The organism is Chryseobacterium sp. HNCC26DJ239, assembly GCF_057180445.1.
The window spans coordinates 26,566-47,539 of the sequence record NZ_JBXUGJ010000002.1 but is presented as its reverse complement, the minus strand read 5'-3'; the positions used below and the strand labels follow the sequence as shown (position 1 = coordinate 47,539).

15 protein-coding genes are annotated in these 20,974 nt (G+C 33.7%); 3 read left to right on the top strand and 12 right to left on the bottom strand.

Features of this window, described 5'->3' with window-relative positions; translation table 11 throughout:
- Positions 1–10: 10 nt before the first annotated feature.
- Positions 11–2,218 carry an ATP-binding protein gene (locus tag AC2A1D_RS03840; protein ID WP_484042341.1) on the bottom strand — a complete coding sequence of 736 codons (2,208 nt, stop codon included), beginning with the start codon at positions 2,216–2,218 and terminating at the stop codon, positions 11–13.
- A gap of 220 nt (positions 2,219–2,438) precedes the next feature.
- Positions 2,439–3,452: a nucleoid-associated protein gene (locus tag AC2A1D_RS03835; protein WP_484042340.1), complete on the bottom strand. Its 1,014-nt coding sequence runs from the start codon at positions 3,450–3,452 to the stop codon at positions 2,439–2,441.
- A gap of 232 nt (positions 3,453–3,684) precedes the next feature.
- Here AC2A1D_RS03835 and AC2A1D_RS03830 point away from each other — a divergent pair, with 232 nt between their 5' ends.
- The 3 genes from AC2A1D_RS03830 to AC2A1D_RS03820 are packed head-to-tail and all read left to right on the top strand — an operon-like array spanning position 3,685 to position 4,671.
- Positions 3,685–4,041 (top strand): DUF7674 family protein, encoded by a 357-nt coding sequence (locus AC2A1D_RS03830; RefSeq protein ID WP_484042339.1) that lies wholly within the window; start codon positions 3,685–3,687, stop codon positions 4,039–4,041.
- A 46-nt stretch (positions 4,042–4,087) separates the two neighbouring features.
- Positions 4,088–4,228, top strand: coding sequence for a hypothetical protein (locus AC2A1D_RS03825; RefSeq protein WP_484042338.1), 141 nt, complete (start codon positions 4,088–4,090; stop codon positions 4,226–4,228).
- A gap of 50 nt (positions 4,229–4,278) precedes the next feature.
- Positions 4,279–4,671, top strand: coding sequence for a DUF7674 family protein (locus tag AC2A1D_RS03820; RefSeq protein ID WP_484042337.1), 393 nt, complete (start codon positions 4,279–4,281; stop codon positions 4,669–4,671).
- A 49-nt stretch (positions 4,672–4,720) separates the two neighbouring features.
- Here AC2A1D_RS03820 and AC2A1D_RS03815 read toward each other — a convergent pair whose 3' ends face one another.
- The 10 genes from AC2A1D_RS03815 to AC2A1D_RS03770 all read right to left on the bottom strand — a co-directional run bounded on the left by AC2A1D_RS03815 (position 4,721) and on the right by AC2A1D_RS03770 (position 20,954).
- Entirely contained in the window at positions 4,721–5,242 is a 522-nt protein-coding gene (locus AC2A1D_RS03815) for a thioredoxin family protein (RefSeq protein WP_484042336.1), read from the bottom strand.
- Between the two features lie 99 nt (positions 5,243–5,341).
- Positions 5,342–6,880, bottom strand: coding sequence for a RagB/SusD family nutrient uptake outer membrane protein (locus AC2A1D_RS03810; protein ID WP_484042335.1), 1,539 nt, complete (start codon positions 6,878–6,880; stop codon positions 5,342–5,344).
- Between the two features lie 13 nt (positions 6,881–6,893).
- Positions 6,894–9,818, bottom strand: coding sequence for a SusC/RagA family TonB-linked outer membrane protein (locus tag AC2A1D_RS03805; RefSeq protein WP_484042334.1), 2,925 nt, complete (start codon positions 9,816–9,818; stop codon positions 6,894–6,896).
- 685 nt (positions 9,819–10,503) lie between these two features.
- Positions 10,504–11,967, bottom strand: coding sequence for an OmpA family protein (locus AC2A1D_RS03800; RefSeq protein ID WP_484042333.1), 1,464 nt, complete (start codon positions 11,965–11,967; stop codon positions 10,504–10,506).
- A 1,128-nt stretch (positions 11,968–13,095) separates the two neighbouring features.
- The gene (locus AC2A1D_RS03795) at positions 13,096–14,169 is read right to left on the bottom strand and encodes an endonuclease (protein ID WP_002977387.1); all 1,074 of its coding nucleotides are present in this window, start codon (positions 14,167–14,169) and stop codon (positions 13,096–13,098) included.
- 266 nt (positions 14,170–14,435) lie between these two features.
- Positions 14,436–15,191 (bottom strand): phosphatase PAP2 family protein, encoded by a 756-nt coding sequence (locus tag AC2A1D_RS03790; RefSeq protein WP_484042332.1) that lies wholly within the window; start codon positions 15,189–15,191, stop codon positions 14,436–14,438.
- 185 nt (positions 15,192–15,376) lie between these two features.
- On the bottom strand, positions 15,377–17,437 hold the full coding sequence (locus tag AC2A1D_RS03785) for a heavy metal translocating P-type ATPase (protein WP_002977380.1): 2,061 nt from the start codon (positions 17,435–17,437) through the stop codon (positions 15,377–15,379).
- 30 nt (positions 17,438–17,467) lie between these two features.
- Entirely contained in the window at positions 17,468–17,920 is a 453-nt protein-coding gene (locus AC2A1D_RS03780) for an MgtC/SapB family protein (protein ID WP_002977378.1), read from the bottom strand.
- A gap of 21 nt (positions 17,921–17,941) precedes the next feature.
- Positions 17,942–19,900, bottom strand: a complete 1,959-nt coding sequence (locus tag AC2A1D_RS03775) for an LTA synthase family protein (protein WP_484042331.1) — start codon at positions 19,898–19,900, stop codon at positions 17,942–17,944.
- 160 nt (positions 19,901–20,060) lie between these two features.
- Positions 20,061–20,954 carry a cation diffusion facilitator family transporter gene (locus AC2A1D_RS03770; protein WP_002977374.1) on the bottom strand — a complete coding sequence of 298 codons (894 nt, stop codon included), beginning with the start codon at positions 20,952–20,954 and terminating at the stop codon, positions 20,061–20,063.
- Between the last annotated feature and the right edge of the window lie 20 nt (positions 20,955–20,974).

Here is a 20,974-nt window from a genome sequence, read left to right as displayed (position 1 = left end):
TTGCGGTAGTTTACCTTTCTACAATGCTTGGTTTTTGAAATGTAAGAATAAAGCAAGTTCCATCACTACTGCTTTCATAATCTACATTTCCGCCCAACCTGTTCATTATTCTGTGTACAATAGAGAGCCCAACTCCATTCCCTTTAAATTTTTTAGCATTTCCCATCCTATTGAAAATCTTAAACATTTTATGCTTGTCTTCTTCGGGAATTCCAATACCGTTGTCTTTTATTTTATACACGATACAATCACCATTTTCAGAACCTTCAATTTCTACTACTGGCTGCTCTTTATTAGAAGAATATTTGATCGCGTTATTGATGATATTGAGAAAAACCTGGTGTAGCAAAGTACGGTCTGCCAAAACTTCCGGACATTGCTTTATCACCACTTTGCTGTGAGGCGTATTGTACGTAATTTTTGCGTTCTCTGTAATTTTTTCGATAGTGCTTTCTGTTTCAATTTTTTCTAACAGAATTTCAGTGTGTTTAGCACGGCTAAGTTGCAGTACATTCTGCATCATTTCAGCCATATTATCAATTTCCGAGATAATCGACTGAATTTTTTTCTTCTCTTTTTCTGCTTCTTCATTTAAACTTTTCAAAAGCATTTGAGCATTCAGCTTCATTACAGTAAGCGGTGTACCAAGATCGTGCGAAATGGTGTATGAAAAACTATCAAGTTCCTCGTTTACTTTTTTAAGCTGATCGTTAAGCTTTTTAATCGTAATATACTGCTTATGAGATGTTTCTAAAATTAAGTCTCTGATTGATTTTACAGCAATTTCGCTTTTCGAACTCCATCTTTTAGAACTTCCTTTAATATTCTCTTTAAAAATCTGAAAAGAATTTCTCGGCGAAACTATTTGTACATCTACTCCATTTTGAGTAAAAGTATCAATTTTTTTCTCAGGATTTCCTGCCCAATCTATATGCTCGTCAAATTCTTTTCGGAACCAAATCAGAATTTCATTTTTACTTCCTTCAACAAAATAGATTATAATTCCTGCACATTTATCGTCCAATCCTAATTCTTTACCATAGTCTCTCAAGAAGCTGTTGCTGATAAAAATGCTGTTATCATTGTTTTCATAAGCCCAGTCTACAATTTTTTGAGTAACTTCACATGAAGGCACACTCCCGTCTGTGATTTTATCTCCGTCTGAAATTATAACAAAACCGTCTGCTTTAGGCAAATTCCTCAATTCTTTTTTGGTAGCTGCAAGACTTTCGAAAAGAGTATTATATTTTAAAAATTCAGATTTTAAGTAATTCAATTTCACATCCAAATCTAGACGATATTCAAGATCTTTTTTTGATTTGAATGAAGAATACGCGTTAGAAGCTAAAACGGTAAAAATACCAGCCTGAACTCTATCTTCTAGATCAATATGTTTCGCTATTTTGTTTTGGCAAGTTACCAAGCCCCACAACTTATCATCAATAATAATCGAAATACTAAAGCTTGAAGAAGCCTCTGAATTTTTGATATATTGCCCATGAATTGGGGACATAGCTCTTGTTGCTGCATAAGTAAGGTTGATAGGAGAATCTATCTTACTAATTAAAGGAACCGGCTCTGAATACACATCGCTGAAAATTCTTTTTCTCTTTTTAAGATATAGCTCTCTTGCTTGTCTGGGAATATCTTGCTCCGGATAATGCAACCCGATGTAGCTTTCCAAAACACCATTATTTACCTCAGAAATAACCTTTCCGGAACCATCTTCCATAAATTTATAGACCATGATTCTGTCATAATTAATAATGTTTGAAAGTGTACTGAGTAATTGATCCCAAATTCCCAAGTCATCCTCAATTACATAGAAGTTATCATACTTGTTGGTAATTCTTTTATGAGGATTTTTGATAACTTTTTCAAATTCTAGGAAAATATTTTGTCCGTTTCTGAACAGCGAGAAATGATATTTTTTTTCTTTTAATGTAATTTTATCAAAATAGGTCTCATTTTCGCGCTTGGTATTATCTATCAAAAATTTGAAAATATCTGATGTAGAAAGAATATTAAAAATAGCGGGAAAGTCTGACAATTTCTTACCCAAAAGCTCTTGAGCATTGTCTATACTAAAGATTTCGCCAATGTTTTGACTGCAAAAGTTGATGGTTTCGGAAACTGTGCAAATGCCAATCAGGTAACCAAAACTTTGTATATGCCCAGGTATGTGGATGGGCTCTTCATGACATTCAACAAAATTCATATCCTAAATTAATTTCCAAAGATACTTATTAAAGTTGTTTCAGAAATATGATTGAGATTCTATTTTGTAAATTATCTTAAAATTTTAATATTGCTTAGTTTTTATTAATAGATTTTTAAGAAACAGATACCACATTTAACCATAAAATAAATTATGGCAAATTATACATAAGCAGCCACTTTTTATAATTCACTAAACGATAAAGAAAAACTTTCTCTTTTTATACTTCTTTTTCGAAGTAAAGCATGTAATATTTTCCGTTTTCATCTTCACCTTGTGCCAGTTTTTGACGATCTCCATGAATGTAGATGTGGAAGTTTTTATCCAGTTTAATAATACTTTTAAAATGTCTCTGTGTTTTCTTCACTGCAGCTTCACTTATCGGGAATTCTTCCGCAATATTAATCTGCATGTCTTGTTCATAATCAGTCTTAAAATTATTAAAACTTTCAATTACATGCTCATCACCCAAAACTTCTGCGGTAAAATCATCCAGTTTAAACTCTTCTTTTTCTTTAAAGAAATTGATTGATTTATTTAAAAAATCTGCCTGATCTGCTTTTGAAACTTCAAACTCCTGTGGAAGTTGTTTGGTAATATAATCTTTATACACCAACAAGGCTTCTTGTGTGTGGAAATACTCATCATCACGCTGTTTTACCTTCAAGAAATCTTCAAACCAATAATACATATCCCCATTTTTGTTGTTATCTACCACAGACAAAACATAGCCGGTTTCTTTATCGTTATTGTAGATAAGGGCAGCTTTATCAATTTTAGACAGAGAAATTCCTTGATCTTTTTCAATATCAAAAGATTCATTTTTAGGGAAAATTTTAAGGAAAGAATCTCTTTTTTCGGTTTTAAAAATACCTATTTTATCTACTCTTTCTGTGCCCTCTCTTTCGTCTTCAAAGAAAACAATGAAAAGTTCTCCTCCTTGAACTCTAGGGTTTTCGGCAGATTCAAAAAGGTGTTTTGCAATATTTTCAGACTCCCAAAGAAATTTGCTTTTGTCATCAAAAATCTCTGAAACTGCACTGTAGACAGGGTTGTTTACCAAATATGTATCGCTGTAAAAGTGAAATGTTTCTTCAGATTTAAAAGAACCCAGAAAATAATTTTCAAGCATTTCTGCCATTCCTTCTTCCAGCTCAAGCTCTTCTTGAGAAAGAATTAAAGATTCGCCATTAATTTTATTTCCGACTCTGTGTACAACGATTTTTGAAAACATAAAAAATATTTAGGAGTGCAAAGATATTTAATCTAACGATTAAAACAGACAAAAAAAACAGAAGATGTAAGCGAAAATATTTTTCAAAGTGAAATGCTTTATTTTTCATTTTGAAAGGATTGAATATTTAAAAAAAACGAACCAAAACAACACAAATTATTCATAAACAAACACTTACATAAAAAACTAAAAATAAGGAATGTAATTAGCCATTCTGAATAAAAATTTTAAAATGAATTATTTAACAGCTATTGAAGAACTAAGTTTAATTGTTCCCAACTTTCATACAGAAATTAATAATGAAAAAAATGTGAGCTCATACAGCGTAATCAGCCTTTTCACGTCTAAAATTAAGGAGCAGATCATATTGGGAAATACTCCACTTTTTATAAAGTACATTCAAAAAATGAATGAGATTTATTCTAAAGGCGACCTTATTTTGAAATATGCCATCGAAAATGTCTTTGTGTATTCGCTGGATCAAAATATGATGCAGTGCGGCTTAACGCAGAGACAAGTTGTCATAGAAACTCTTTCTGATGGCTTGAAAAATGCGTATTCCAGACAAATTTATAGTCATCAAATATAATTTATTTATAAAAAAGAGAGATTTTAATACTTTAAAATATAAAAAAATGAAAATCCACAACACAAAAACTAGAAGAATTTCGAGTTGGAAGTCTTTGAAATACAAGCATTATAAACACGACAAAGAAGTCCTGTTTACGCACATTGCTGTCATAATTGCCGTATTTGTTTTGGCAATGATTTTATAAATTTTGGTACATTTTTGGTTCAGGAAATTTAGTTGAAATTTTTTAATACAATGAAAGAGAACAAAACCTCTGTAGACCAGAAAATAGCAGTAGAATACTTAAAAACTTTCTATCCTAGATTGCGAAAAGAGATAGATGAATTATCTGTGAATAATAATTTCGCTGGGATTATCCAAACAACTATTAATTACTTGAGGACATTACTTCAAGAATCGAAAATAAACATCATTGCACATCACATAAAATTGATGGATATGATTTATAAAAACGGAGATCGTTACGTAAAAGACATCATCGAAAATGTATTCGTACGGTCTTTTGAAAGCTTTAAAAAACACGGTAAAATAAGCCATTGGAAGCAGCTTTACCAGAATATGCCGCTTGATTTCCAATTGATATACAACGAGCAAAGAAGACAAGACAGAATCTTTTTTGGTAAATAAAACCTGATAAAACGAAGCGGCGCGAACCTTTGGTTCGCGCCGCTTCGTTTTATTTTTTAGCTGTAAAAACTTCTCGAATATTTTTCTCGTCGTCTTTTGCAAGTTTGGTGGTTTTTTGCAGTTTTTTAATGAAACTATCTACTTCTTCAGGGGAAGATGGGCAACCAAGATTTTCTTTCTTTTCGTTGAGAGAGTTTTCTTCCATCTGTTCGTTTTTTGGATTTATAATTACAAAAAATGGAATTCCTTGATCTTCACTCCCTCCATATTTTTTAAGAATTTCGTCTGCACCAGGATTTTCTAAAGACTTTTTGGCAGGCATTTCCATTACCGTAAGATGTGTCGTTACAAAATTTTTAGAAAAATAAGGAGCAACTTCCGGTACTTGCATATTTTTATCCATTTTTTTACACCAACCGCACCAAGAAGCATGGAAAATCAGCAAAACCTTTTTATGTTCTTTTTTTGCTTGTGAGAATGCTTTTGCCAAAACCTCATCTGCTTTTTCTTGCGCTTTCAGATTGGATAAACTAAAAACCCCAATCAATAATAAGAGAAATAATTTTTTCATTTTTAACATTTATTAAATTCAGTAGTGGTAAATATAATAAAAAATTCCCCTCGCTTACGCTCGGGGAACTATCATTATGAATGTAAGACAAAATTTTGATTAAGGATTTTGCTCGTAACCCGCTACCTGAATTTGTGCAAGCGGAATTTGGTATATATAGTCATTGGTGGTGATGGTAAAATTGTAATTTAATGCTGCTGCCGCTTGGTTAATAACCGATACCGCGATGTTCCATCTTACAAGATCATGCCAATAAATACCTTCTCCTGCAAATTCAGATCTTCTTTCTCTTCGAAGCGCAGTTGTAAATTCAGCTGATGTTATTGTTGTGGACAACGCAGCAAGACCTGCTCTTTGACGAATTCTGTTAAGATAAGGAACGGCAAGACTTGTGCTTCCTTCGTAATTCAAAACTTCGGCATACATTAGTAATACATCTGCATATCTTATGATTGGGAAATTGATTGGCCAATCGTATCTATTCGCAAGCGTTAAGCCTCCTTCACGGAATTTAATGAAATAATTTGCATTATCTGGTTGCCCATTTGTCGCGATGAAAGAAGTTTTTATCGTTGCATTTTTCCTTAAATCTCCTGTTTCGTAAGAATTAATGAGAGAAGTTGAAACTCCCAATTCTGATGAACTGAAAAGACTTCCCTGCGCATTGTACAGCGGATCTGCCGTACCAAAGCCTGGCGAAACATAACTAGGCAAGAAAGAACCTTGTGAAAGACCTCCGCTTACGTGCTGAATTTCAAAAATATGGTACTTGTTGTCGTTCGCCGTTTTAAACATATCTGCATAGTTGCTCGCAAAGGTTACGTATTGCCCTTCAACTGCTATCACTGCAGCTAAATGAGTTTTTGCTTTAGCTAAATAAGAGCTGTTATTTAGAGGATAACCGTACCCTGTAAGATAAATTCTCCCTAATAATGCGTGAGCAGCCGTTTTGGTAACCCTTCCTTTATTAGCTGTGTTGTAAGTATCTTTTAAACCTGCTACAGATGCTTCGATTTCAGAAGTAATAAAACTATATAAAGTTGCAAGATCTGTACGAGGGATTTTTGCGGCTTCTTCTGGTGTAACCGAATGATCGATCAAAGGAACTTTACCAAAAGCTCGTATTAATTCGAAATATGCATAGGCTCTTAAAAATTTGGTTTCTGCACGATATTGCTCTTTTGTAGCATTATCTGCAAAAGGCACAGCGTCTATTCTTTCTAAAATTACATTGGCGTAGGTTACCATTTGGTAGGCATCTTCCCAAAGAATATCTAGCTCGTCGGTTGAAGAATTGTCTTGAAAACGGTTGATCGCATAATAATCTCTTGCTCCATTTTGAGAAATTGCAGTGTAATTATTAGAACGAACCTCTGAAGCCAACATATAATAGTTAAGATCAAAACCACCTCTAGAAGACGAATTTACCATAGCAGAATACACTCCCGTAACTGCTTGCTGAATCTGTAGTTCTGTGGTGTAAAAAGATGTTTGAGTGATATTATTTTCTGGTTCTAGTTTAAGATCATCTTCACAACTTATTGCTCCGAAAGTTAAAGCTCCAAAAATTAAAGCCTTCCCAACAGTTTTAAAATTAATTGGCAGCACTGATTTATTTTTAAGATTGATTGTTTTCATTTTGAAAAAAATTTTAGAAGTTAAAATTAAGTCCCATCATATACACTTTCGCATTAGGATAAGCACCGTAATCGGTTCCGTCAGACTGTACAGATTCTGGGTTGTAACCACCGTAGTAATTATCTTTTCTCCAAACATTTTCTAAACTCACATAAAGTCTAAGGTTAGAAATTTTAAGTTTATCCGTAAGGTCTTTATCGAAATTATAACCTACTGTAACATTTTTCAGACGAATGTAAGATGCGTCGTACAACCATCTTGTATCCAAAAGACTTCCTGTTGTACCATCCAATCTTGGTGTTTTACCATCTCCCGGATCTTCGTCTGACCTCCAACGATTTGCCCAGTTGCCCATTGCATTCGTTACCGTTCCCATACCTGTTCTATCGATAGCTCTACCTAATAAAGCGTAGCTATATCCTCCTTTTTGACCTTGGAAAAATACAGACATATCGAAGTTTTTGTACGAGAACGTGTTGGTTATACCCCAATAATATTTTGGAGTTGGACCTCCGATGATGTGACGGTCGTTTTCATCAATTTTGCCATCTCCATTGTAATCCTTGTACTTTACATCTCCCGCAATTGCACCCGTAGTTTTTGCAACACTAGAATTATTAATATCTGCAGTAGAAAGCACTCCAATTGCTTCATAAAGATAGAAAGAATTAAGTTGCTCTCCTACTTTTATAATATTTGTACTATTACTGAAACCTGTATAAATAGGAGCATTATCTGCACCTAATGCTAAAACTTTGTTATCATTAAATGAAATATTCGCGTTGGTATTCCATTTAAAAGCTCCTGTTAAGTTTTTAGTATTTAAATCTAGTTCTAAACCTTTATTTTGAACAGAGCCTACATTTCTCCACATTGTGGTATAACCTGTAACTGCAGGAATTGGTTGTTGCAATAATAAATCGTTGGTTTTTTTGATGTAATAATCTGCGCTGAAATCTATTCTATTGAACAAACCTAATTCAAACCCAAAGTCTGAAGAAGCTGTTTTTTCCCAAGTTAAATTAGGGTTAGGAATTGTATTCGGAATATATCCGTTTGAAACCGCTCCACCGAAAGTATAATTTCCACCTGCAAGTGTTCCGAAAGCTCTATAATCTCCAATTGAATTGTTTCCGTTTTCTCCCCAACTGTATCTTAGTTTTAAATTGCTCAGCCAATTTTGGTTTTCTAAGAAAGATTCTTTATCGATTTTCCAACCCGCTCCAAACGCAGAGAATGTTCCCCAAAGATTATCCCATCCAAATCTTGAAGATCCATCTCTACGCACACTTGCCGACAACATGTATTTTTCTTTATAGTTGTAGTTTACTCTTCCAAACATAGAAACCAACATCCACTCTGTAGCAGTATATTCTGAATTTAAAACAGATTTAGATTGTGTAAAAGAAAAAGTTTTTAGATCATCATTAGCAAAGCCTTGATTTCTGTTGTACTGATTGGTTGTTCTGTAGTTTTCTGCACTGTAACCCGCAATCCCATTAATATTGTGAGCTCCAAAAGATTTTTTATACGTAAATAGAGCTTCGCCAAGATATCGGTTGTAGTTTACGGTTCTTCTGCTTCCAATACTTACCTGTCCGGGAACATTGGTAATAAGGTCGAAAGTTGGTGTATATCCTGTGTTGATATTGTAATTATTTGTTGCTCCTCCAGAAATTTTGAAATTTAAACTTGGTAAAATATCATAAGACATGTACAAGCTAGACAACATTCTGAATTCATCAGTATCATTAGTTGTTTCTTCCATCACCCCAATCGGACTTTGGGTGGATCCTGCCCATCTGTATCTAAGATTTTTACCAAAATTGGTATAAAGTCCTGCACTAAGCTCTGCTACAGGAACCATAGAAAGCATTTTGTGCGCATTATTATCCTTACCATCTACCGTTGCACCGTAGCTTTTTGAATAACTTGGTTTTAATGAAATCCCCGCCTTCCATTTATCTGAGATATTTACATCGATAGAAGCATTTAGGTTGAATCTGCTAAAACCTGTATTAATGGCCAAACCTTCCTGATCGAAGTAAGCCGCAGAAATAGCATATTTTAAACCTTTACTTCCTCCCCTTACTCCCAATTGATAATTTTGGATAGAAGCTGGGCGATAAAATGCATCTTGCCAATCTATATTTGCTACTTGATTGGTTCCCCATCTTGGGTCTACCATATAATTTACATTGGCTAAATTATAGTTTGTACTGTTTGCCAAATTAAAATAACTCGCTCTTACGGCGTAACTATCTGAAGCCGAATTTCCAGGAGCTAAAGCAACCCATCTTTTATTGATAGCTTCCGACGCAAAATCCATCCATTCTGCACTTGTCATCACATCTAGCTTCTTTTCAATAGTCTGCACTCCATAATATTGAGAAAAAGTAAATGCCGGTTTACCAGAAGCTCCTCTTTTCGTAGTAACAATTACAACTCCATTAGAACCTCTAGATCCGTACATTGCAGTAGAAGCAGCATCTTTTAGTACTTCAATCGATTGCACATCATCAGAAGAGATATTTCCCATATCATCTACAACCATTCCATCTACAACATATAAAGGTGAGTTGCTTGCAGAAATAGATGCAGTACCACGAACTCTAATTTCAAGTGGTTCTCCCGGTTTTCCTGTGGTTGCTCTTGTCTTAACACCCGCAATTTGCCCAGTTAAAGCCTGATCAACAGTTGCAATAGGACGGTCTTTAAATGTTGCCGCATTTACACGACCAACAGAACCGGTAACCTCTCCTTTTTTCTGGCTACCATATGCGATAATTACCACCTCATCAATATCCTTAGTTTTTTTGCTAGAATTTGATTTGATGCTATCCTGAGCTTTAACAGGATCTGTCTTTGGCTTTTCTTGCGCCAAGACAAAACTTGCGGTACTTAGCAATATACCCAGAGTTACTATAGATTTCTTCATTTTCAGGTTATTATTTAATTTAAAAAACTACCATTACTTTAACAAATATTTAATTTCTGAACAGGAATTAATCGCTTCACTCATATTACTAATTCTGCTCTGTCTAAAAGTATGTTTATCCAAAAAATCTCCTATCCTGTGGTTACCTGCTGGATTTTTATATTTCTAAAAAAACCGTTCAAAAGGCATCAGAAGAAACTTTTTCACAAAAAATTAAATACAAAAAAGTCTTAAAAACATTAACAAAAATCTTAAAACCAACCCTCTTTCATCACTTTTTTTAATCCCAAAGATTACTTTTTTCTAAACTATTACAAAATTCTGTTAAAATAAACTTAAACAATACTTAACATAAAATAGGAATTCCATTAAGATTTAAAGATTATAATTTCAAAAGTGTAAATGCTAAATTGTCTCAATAAAACAATATACCACTTGTATGATTCTTGAAATCGTTTTTTCAGAAAATAAGGGAGCGTATTTTTAGATTTAATCCATTTTTTCAAAAATCCATTACATGATTTTAAGTTTGCTGAAAAATTTTATTCCTTTAAAAAAACATTATTTATTGATCAAAAATCTAAACTTACCTCACCAAAAATTTTAAATTGGTAGCTTTAAAATAAACATAAAAAAAAGCAACCACAAAACTGTGGTTGCCTTCGAAAATTAGATAGTTTGTAATTTATTTTGCTTCAAAATACACTCTCCTATTTGCTCTGTTTTTCCATTCCGGACATTTAGAAGCCGGATCACATTCTGGATATTTAAGATCTTTTTTACCTCTTCCTACTGCATCAAGTTTTGAAGCTTGAACTCCGTTTTGGATTAAATAATCTTTTACATTACTTGCTCTTTTTTGAGAAAGATTCTGGTTGTATTGCTCAGAACCTCTTGTGTCTGTCGCTCCAACCACAGTATAAGTTCCTGCTGATGAATTAATGTAGCTTACCGCATTGTTCAAAATAGGTGTATTTGATGGTAGAATTCTGTCTGAGTTTAGATCGAACTCGATACCGTCCATTTTAGTTTCAGACTCAGAAACTGTACCACCGTTTCCTTGTCCTTGCAGTGGACAACCTTCATTTTCCACCGGCCCAGGAACGGTTACACATTTATCATTAAGATCGATAACCCCATCCAGATCTACATCCAAAGCAACACCTGCACCGTCTACTCTAGCTCCTGCAGGAGTATCTAGTTGTCTGTCCCAATCGTCGCAAACACCATCGTTATCTAGATCACCTTTTTGGCACACTGTAATATCTTGGTTTTTCTCTGCTAAGACATCCATCTTATAATAAATTTCTTGTAAAGGATCATGCCACATTAGGTGAGAATCGTGCTTTCCTAATTTTAAAGACAAACCTAAAGTTGCATTAAAGAAATTATCAGAAACCTGATCCTCTCTTCTATTAATTGCACTGTACTGATCGCCTCCGCCATCAAATTGATCATCTGTTGTAACAACATACATTACTCTACCTTCAAGATCAATTCTTCTGCTTACTTTATATTTTAAACCTGCACCCGCTTGTCCGAAGAAAGAACCAAAACCTTTAAAAGGCTTAACCTCCGTCATTAGTCTTTGTCCGAATTCGTCTTTTTGATAAGCTCTGTAAGCAATTGTACCAATACCCGCATATCCGTGAAGTGCCCATCTGAAAGGAGACTTGTTATCTACTCTTCTTAATAGATTAGAAAAATTAATATCTCCTAAAATTGAGATCGCATCATACTGCGTTCTTGCACCCACCTGCTGCGTTGCTGCAGCATTTGCAGGAGCAGCATCTTTAGTGTTAAAAAAACCTTGACGAGTTTCTCCTCTATCGTATTGTAATTTTAAACCAAAAGCATGAGTAATAGCTTTATCGACACTGAAATACATAGAGTATCCTACAAGGTCTTTTCCATTTCCGTTTTTTATGGAAGTTAAATCTGCAGATTGCATTAAAGGTACACCCGCACCCGCAGAAAGCGACCAATCGTTAAATCTCTTTGAAGACTGTGTAAACTTCTGCACATTTGCAGAACCTGAACTAAATGTATTAGGATACTGAGACGATACATCCTGTACTGTTGAATCCTGTGCGCATACTGCAGCAGGTATCGCCATCGCAAGCGATAAAATTGCTAATGTAGATTTCATATAATAGTTTATTATTTGTTGAGTAATTATCAAAATGAAATTCTTAATGAATCATACAAAGATCCCGTGTAAGAATTTGGAGAAAGTACATTAAGTACTTCTAAGATATCTTGCTGTTCTACCATATTCAATTAACATACCAAAAGTTTTAGTTAACAAATTTTTTCAAGAAAAAATTTAAAAAACACGATAAACTCAATTAACAGAAGAATCCACAATAGTAAATTAACAATTTAAAAATCAATAGATTAACAAAATTTAAGTTAAATTACATAAAATAATATTTTTAGTAAAAATAATTAATTATTACACAACAGTACACAATTCAAAATTACAAGAATAAGAAGAGAATACTCAATATTTATTTTCGAAATTCGGAATAATGATGAATTTAATATAGATCTTCCGCTACGAAAAGTCTCCTGACTTTGAGCAATGTCAATCCTACACAAATTTTCTTACATCTATCCCGCTCGCTGCCGCACGAAATGAAATTCGACAAAGTCAATCCCTTCGTGTGGCTTTTTCTTTTAAAAACAAATTTCTAAAATTGTGTTATTTTTTACCTTTGTAAAACCCGCTACGAAAAGTCTCCTGACTTTGAGCAATGTCAATCCTATACAAATTTTCTTACGTTTATCCCATTTCCGAAAATCTCCCGACTTTGGGCAAAAAACTTTACAGCGCAGACAACCATCTGTGCTTTTATTATTATTTTTTCCACGAAAAATAAAACACGACATCTTTTGTCGCATTAAGCCTCTGTATTTGTTCTGTAAAATAAGAATGAGTAGATTCCTTTTTCATTCTTCATACTATAAAATGATATACTGATGTTGAGTAGTGTTTTTGTCAAAAAAAATCCCCAAGTTTTCACTCGGGGATTCTATTTAAATTGACTTCATTAAGTCTTATTTCACTTCTTCTAATATAATAACTACTATAAATCAAATAGTTATATTTTTATGGTACAAATATGGTACAAAAAAGTTATTCTTTATTTATGTATTAAATATTTACACATAAAAACCTTCTCAACTAATGGGAGATATTATAATTTACAATCTAACCAATATTATAATTTTTTTGACTTAGAACAGTATTTTATAAATAATCTTTTTTATTGATTTATTTTATAATAAACTTTGTATTCAGATCGCCAGTTTTCAAAATATAAATACCCTTAGGAAGATCTGTAAGAATAATTGTATTATCTTTTTGAAATGGATTTTCAATTGTCTGTACTAATTGACCAGTCATATTATAAATCAAAGCAATTTTATATTGTCCTAGATTTTTTCCGCCTAACACATAAATCTTATTATCTTTTACGGGATTAGGAACGATCACAAGACTTTTTGACAAATCTACATCTGCAACTCCCATATAAGCACCCCAAATTAAAGCGACGAACTCAGGACGATCGATGTATGGATTTCTATTACCTTGGTAAGTGAATGCCGCATTATTTCTTGCTATCTCAAAAGGAGAAACAGGATCTAAATTATTCCACTCGAGTAATTGTTTTAATTCCCATGTCTGTAAGCCAGGGTAGGCTGTACTACCTAATATGTTTCCGCTGCTGAAACCTGATAGCTGCGTCTCGTATCTGGTTACAAAATATAATATCATTCTGGCAATATCACCTTTAAACTCATCAATTGGTTCAAAAACAGTCCCCGCATAACCTGCAGATACTGAACTTCCCAGTTTAGAACCGTTTAGTGATGTAAATGAGGTTGATCCTACTTTTCCAAAAGGATAATTTGATCGCATTCCGTTGACTTTTCCGTCAGTAGGTGTAACAAAATGGACATCAGATCTCATCGGTAAATTCTGATTAAATAAACTTTGCGGTACGACATGTTCTCGGTTGTAACAGTCTCCTTCAACACTATAATTTCCACATTGTTTGACTCCATGATTATAAATATATGGATCTGTTCCTGTCGGATTTTCAGAATACATATCCATTACAGTTCCATCATTTTCGTAGAAATAATCCCTATCTGTGCTTTGAAAAGCTGTCAGCAAATTGCCATAGCCATTATCTTGGTGGCCGTTGGTAATGATAGTTTTCAACTTTGACTTTAAAGAAGCTCCTGATAATCCCGCAGTGCCATCATAATAGTTTGACGGAGCCTGTCCATAAACAGAATTTAATACAAGGCTTACCAAAAGAGTTAGTACAAGTTTTTTCATTTTGATTTAAATAAAGGGTTAATATTATGGTTTAAAAAATTTGTTGATAATTTGTCATTTTCCGTCATTATGAGTGTGTGTTTTTTCCGAAGGATGCGAATGAATCTTAACATATTTGATATTAAAATTGTATACCTGATGAATTACCAAAAGGAGCATAAAAAGAAGCCAGCCAACAATAAAAAAAAGATCTTGAGAAGTAAGCCTGTGCTTACCTCTTCGAATAATTTTTCTTCTAAAACGTCGTTTAAATCCCATGTTCTAAATTAGAAGGTTATCTGATAATTAATCCCAAAAGTATTGCTATGACCATTCTTTTGATAAAGAGGGGCAAGCATAGAGACAGATTTTTTGTTTTTATTAGCTGATAAAAACATATTGATTTTCGGAAATAGCCAATAAGCTAATTCGGTTGAAAGTATTCCTACCCCAGCGCCCGCTACTACATCTGTTACCCAGTGTTTGTTATTAATAACTCTGTAAACACTTGTGAATATTGCAAATGGATATCCTGATAAACTGAGCCAATAATTACTGTCTCTATATTCTCTATACATAAACTGCGCTGTTGAAAAAGCAATTGCTGCATGCCCAGACGGAAAAGACATATTGTTGGATTTATCTGGGCGTTCTTCTCCAATTAAATATTTTGAAGGTATTACGATTGCTGTCGATATTAGCTGCGATGTTGCAAGAATAATTGTTCTTTCTCTTAAATTATGCTTGCCTTTCAAACCTGAAATATTAAATCCATAAACCATCACGGCAGGTATGAATTGGGTATAATTATCCAATGTAGAATTATGAAGATTATGGTCTTTTACTTCTTTTCGTACTCCTGCATCAAATTCTTTCATTTTAGGAATAGCGAAACTCATCGCTCCTATGGATATTAAACTTGTAGGGGCTATAAGTCTCTTATAACTAAAATTATTTTCAGGTTTTTGGACAGCAATCGTATCCCCAATTTTTTCACTTACTGTTAAGCTATCCTGTGCTAAAGCCAAATTGCATACTAGCATAAAAAAAAGAACTGGAATCTTATTTATAATATTGATTATCATTGCATTAATTGAAAAATTAGAGTAAATAGTTTTGTTGAATATTTTCAATAAACAACCTGTTCTCGGTTTGAGAACTTTATTTTAATTGATATTTGTTGGAACTTTTCTTAAGTGATTAGTGAAATTAGAATGCTATGTTATTTTTATTTGAAATTCATTCGTTGGATGCGTACAGCATTTAGAATTGCAATCAATGCAACACCTACATCTGCAAAAACAGCTTCCCACATTGTTGCCAATCCTCCGGCTCCAAGAATTAAAACAATTGCTTTGACCACAAATGCTAAAATGATGTTCTGCCAGACAATTCTTTTAGTTTTTTTGCCAATGTTAATAGCCATTGGTATTTTTGAAGGTTTATCATCTTGAATCACGACATCAGCAGTCTCAATGGTCGCATCACTCCCTAAGCCGCCCATGGCAATACCGACATCACTTAAAGCAACCACTGGGGCATCATTAACACCGTCACCAACAAATGCAACGCTCTCATTTTTGGATTTTATTTCTTTCACCTTGTTCACTTTATCCTCAGGAAGAAGGTCACCGAAAGCGTTGTCAATTCCTATTTGTTCTGCGACATATTTTACAACGCTTGTTTTGTCACCACTAAGCATTGTTGCCTTTACATTTAAATTATGTAACAGTTCTAAAGTTTTTTTAGCATCGTCTTTAATACTATCAGCGATAGTTATGTAGCCTGCAAATTTTTTATCATAAGCAATTGCAATAACGGTGTAAACAATTTTTGAAGGATCAACATCATATTGAATATTGAACTTATCCATAAGCTTGAAATTCCCTACGAGTATATCCTTACCGTTGATTACAGCTTTAAGACCATGACCTGCAATTTCCTCAGAATTCTCAACATTAATTGATGTATCCAAATCGCCAACATATTCGTGGATAGCAGTTGCCACAGGATGGGTACTCTTGCTCTCTACAACATTAACCATCTTAAGGATTTCATTTTTATCAAATTCTGATTTAATATCGACTTCCTGAACTTTAAATACTCCTTCCGTCATAGTACCGGTTTTATCCATCACAACATTTTTTATTTCGGCAATCTTATCTAGAAAATTACTGCCTTTAAATAAAATTCCGTTTCGACTTGCTGCACCAATACCTCCAAAATACCCTAAAGGAATTGAAATGACTAAAGCACAAGGACAAGAAATTACCAGAAAGATCAAAGCTCTGTATAACCAATCTCTAAAAATATAATTATCGACAAAAAAATATGGAATAAGACATATCAGTACTGCTAACACAACAACAATCGGAGTATAAACTCTTGCAAATCTTCTTATAAACAGCTCCGTAGGTGCCTTCTGCGCAGTCGCATTTTGAACCAATTCTAAAATCTTACTGAGTTTACTGTCCTCATAAGCTGTATTGATTTTTACCAAAGCAACACTATTCATATTAATCATCCCTGCAAGAACAGTCTCTCCTTTATTTTTTGTATCAGGTTTACTTTCGCCGGTTAGTGCTGCCGTATTAAAAGATGCTGAATCTGAAATAAGCTCTCCATCCAAAGCAAGTTTTTCTCCAGGTTTTAACTGTATGGTTTGCCCTATCTCTGCATTGGAAGCTTTAATAGTTTTTGTTTCGTTATTTTCAATAATTGTCACCTCATCCGGTCTTTGATCAAGAAGAGCTTTAATATTACTTTTTGCTCTTGTTACTGCTAGTGTTTGAAAAACTTCCCCTACAGCATAAAATAACATAACAGCTACACCTTCAGGATATTCACCAATTATAAAAGCTCCTATAGTTGCGATACTCATCAAAAAGAATTCAGAGAAAACATCACCATCCTTAATGCTTTCAAAAGCTTCTTTTAAAACAGGAAGCCCGACAGGGGCATAAGCTGCTGCATACCAAACAATACGAATCCAATCTTTAAACCAGTCTGGTTTAAAATAATTATCTAACGCAATTCCCAACAGAAGCAATAACAATGAAACTATTGCGGGAAGGAACATCTGAAAAGTACTCTTATCACTATTGTCATGATCGTGGTTATGTCCATCGTCATCGGAATGATGCTGTACTTCTTTCTTTACATTTGTTGAACAACAGCCATTATCCTCAACAATGAGTTTTTTGGCTCCTGCATCCTTATAAATCTTGCCTTCCTGAGGCGTACAGCAAAGCTGGTTACCTTGCTCATCGTAAGTGTGTTGATGTTTCATAGAAGTATATTTTAAGTGATTTTTAATTTTTTATTTTAAATTTTTACTTTGCTCCTTCTTTGCAATCCAGTTTTTATACCATTTGAATTTATTCAGGCTTAATACAAAAAGGGTGAGAACAGTTGCTAAAAATGACAATAAAAACATATTTAAGGCAAGAGCCGCTCCAATAGCTGACGCTGCCCATAGTGCTGTAGATGTTGTTAATCCCTGCATATTGCTTGATTTATCTTTTAATGCTAATCCAGCACTTATAAATCCAAGTCCTGCCGGAATTGCTGCAAGCATTCTGGCTATCGCTGATTTATCATCTGTAAGATGAGAGGCAACCGCAACAAAAAGACAAGATGCCAAGCAAAGAATAGCAAACGTTCGTATACCGGCATCTTTATGAGCTGCTTCTCTTTCATAACCTATAATGCTGCCGAATAATATAGATAGCAGCAATTTGCCTGAAAGAATAAGTTCAAATTTTATATCCATGTTGTATCTAACATTACTTGATTATTTTTGTTTCAAACCTTGATTTTTATAGAGATAATATGCAGTTTGATAATTTGCGACAACCTTGTTAATATACTGATCAGAAAAAATCTTTGGTATCTGTTGATTTTGCGTTTTATTATATAAATAAGCTTCCACTTTCTGCTGAGGGCTCAATATCACAAGTTTATCGTTTTCCATATATCCCAACTTTTGATAGGTACTTACAAAAATTCTAGGAATATAATTGTCGCTCAAAACATTCTTACCATAAAGGTTACTTCTGTAGTTCCATCCCATTAAATCAAATAAAGTTGGATAAAGATCAATTTGTGAACACATTTTTTCAATTTTTAAAGAGTTTTGGTTCGGAAGATTTATAATCATTGCTGGGATATGATATTTGGAAATATCAATTTCATTTTTACCTGCGCTACTTGCGCAGTGATCAGCTACAATCACAAATACTGTATTTTTAAACCACGGCTTACTTCTAGCTTTTTTAAAGAATTGTCCGATAGCATAATCTGTATATTTTATTGCACCTTCCCTACCCGAACCGGATGGTATATCAATTTTGCCATCAGGATATGTAAACGGACGGTGATTGGAAGTGGTCATCACAAAATCATAAAAAGATTTTCCTTGTTTATATTTCTGGTCTGCCTGTTTAATCACTTGATTGTATAAATCTTCGTCACAAATCCCCCATGCATTTTCAAACGTAATTTCTTTCTGGTTGATCGGCGTCCTCAATGCCTGATAGTTTTCTTTTGCCAAAGGATTTCTCTTCTTATCTATAATATCATATCCGTTATTTCCAAAATATTTATTCATATTATCAAAATATCCATCTCCTCCATAAATAAATGTGTTATCGTAACCTTGTGCACTAAAAATTGAGCCTATAGTTGTAAGATGATCATTATCTTCTCTTCTGACAATACTGTTGCCTGGCGTTGGTGGGACAGCTAACGACAAAGCCTCCATTCCACGCACTGTTCTGGTTCCTGTAGCATACATTTGTGAGAATAAAATGCCACCGCCGGCTAAAGAATCTAAATTTGGAGTAAGCCCTTGTTTATTCCCGAAAGTACCCATAAAGTCCGCGCTGAAACTTTCCATTGTTATCATTATAACATTTGGCTTTATAAGATTTTGTTTGCTGGATATTTTTCGTTCTATAGAAAGGTTATTTGAGAAAAATCTTTGATTATCGTTCAAATCAGTTCTAACTATTTTAAAAGCGCTTTCGTTATCAATTAGTTTGTAAAAATGATCGTAATTGATTTCATTGTTTTTATAGGCGGAGAAAAACGAATAAATTCCTGCCTTAGAAATTTCATTTTGATAACGATTGACACTTTTATCTGCTAAACTATTACTGATAAACAAAGAGTATATTATGGTAAGGCAGAAAAATCCTAAAAAAACAATTAGTCTAACCGAAAATTTATGTTGTCCGTTAAATGAAAAAAAGAATATTTTGCTTTTGTAAAACAAAATAAATATTAAGGTCATAAGCAGAAGTATCGATGATATCAAAACGGGTAAAGGGTAAGACTCATTTATGTTATTAATAACTTCGTAAGTATATACCAAATAATCTACAGCAATAAAATTAAATCGGCTCTCAAACTCCTGCCAAAATGTAACCTCGGCAAAAAATGAAAATAAATGTATAAGAAGAAAAATAATAAAAGTGCTGTAGGTAATAATTTTATTGAATAAAGACCTTATGTATTTCTGAGGAAAAATCAATAGATAAAAACTGTATGGTAGCAGAAAGAATAATCCAACTCCAAAGTCAAACAAAAATCCCAGAAGAAAAATTTTCATTATAGGTAACAGAGATAAATCAGCCTTTTGAAAACTGACTGCTAAAAATCCAAATCGGAGAAGTAAAGACGATACCAGATAAAATAAAAAAGAATAAACCAGTAATGTGTAATTGCCCCAATAGTTTTGTTTTAATTTCATATATCTAAATATTTGAAATGATTAATTGCGTAAAAAAATACGTAAGTATGTAATTCATCTTGAATAGACCCAGATTTTTATAATTCATAGTCTATTTGATGTTTTAGAAATTTTCCCATTTACTTATTTCATCTATTAATGCAAGATGGCACAACTGCTATTATAGATGAACCTCCCCCTCTTGGTGCCCTTCAGTTTCAATTTGGAATGTAGTATGGCTAATTTTAAATTCAGAGGTGGCTTTATCTGACAAATTTTTCAAAAGTTTATTGAGATCTTCCTGATGGTCGGCTACTACGTGGGAACTCATCGCATTAACGCCGGAAGTCAATGACCAAACGTGGAGATCATGAAGTTTAATAACTCCTTTTACAGATTCCAAAGAATTTCTAAGCTCTTCTATATTGACATCTTTTGGAGTTCCTTCTAATAAAACATTCACAGCTTCTTTCAAGAGCTTCCAGGTTCTCGGAAATATTAATAACCCTATCACAGCGGAAATAAGGGGATCAGCATAATACCATCCTGTCGTCAACATAATAACTCCGGCAATCATTACTCCTACTGAGGTAAGCGCGTCAGAAAGAACCTCAAAGTAGGCACCCTTCATATTTAGGCTTTCACCTGAATCTTTTCTAATAATCATGATTCCGATAATATTCACCAGCAAGCCTATTCCGGCAACGATCATCATAGCTGTGCTCTGTACTTCAGGGGGATTTTTGAACCTTTGCCATGCTTCAAACAATACATATACAGAAATTCCCAACAGAACTACCGCATTGATTACTGCCGCCAGAATTTCTGTTCGGTAATAGCCGAATGTTTTCTGTGCATCGGCTTTTCTTTCACCAATTTTGATTGCTATAAAAGCAAGGAATAATCCGACCACATCAGTAAGCATATGAGCTGCATCGGCAAGTAGCGCAAGACTTTTAGTAGCTAAACCGCCAATAACTTCGGCAATCATATAAGTGCCACTTAAACATAAGACAATTAAAAGATTTCTTTTATGTTTTGCAGAAGCCGAAATATTTTTATTCTGATCGTTCATAACACTAAGATTTGTATTAG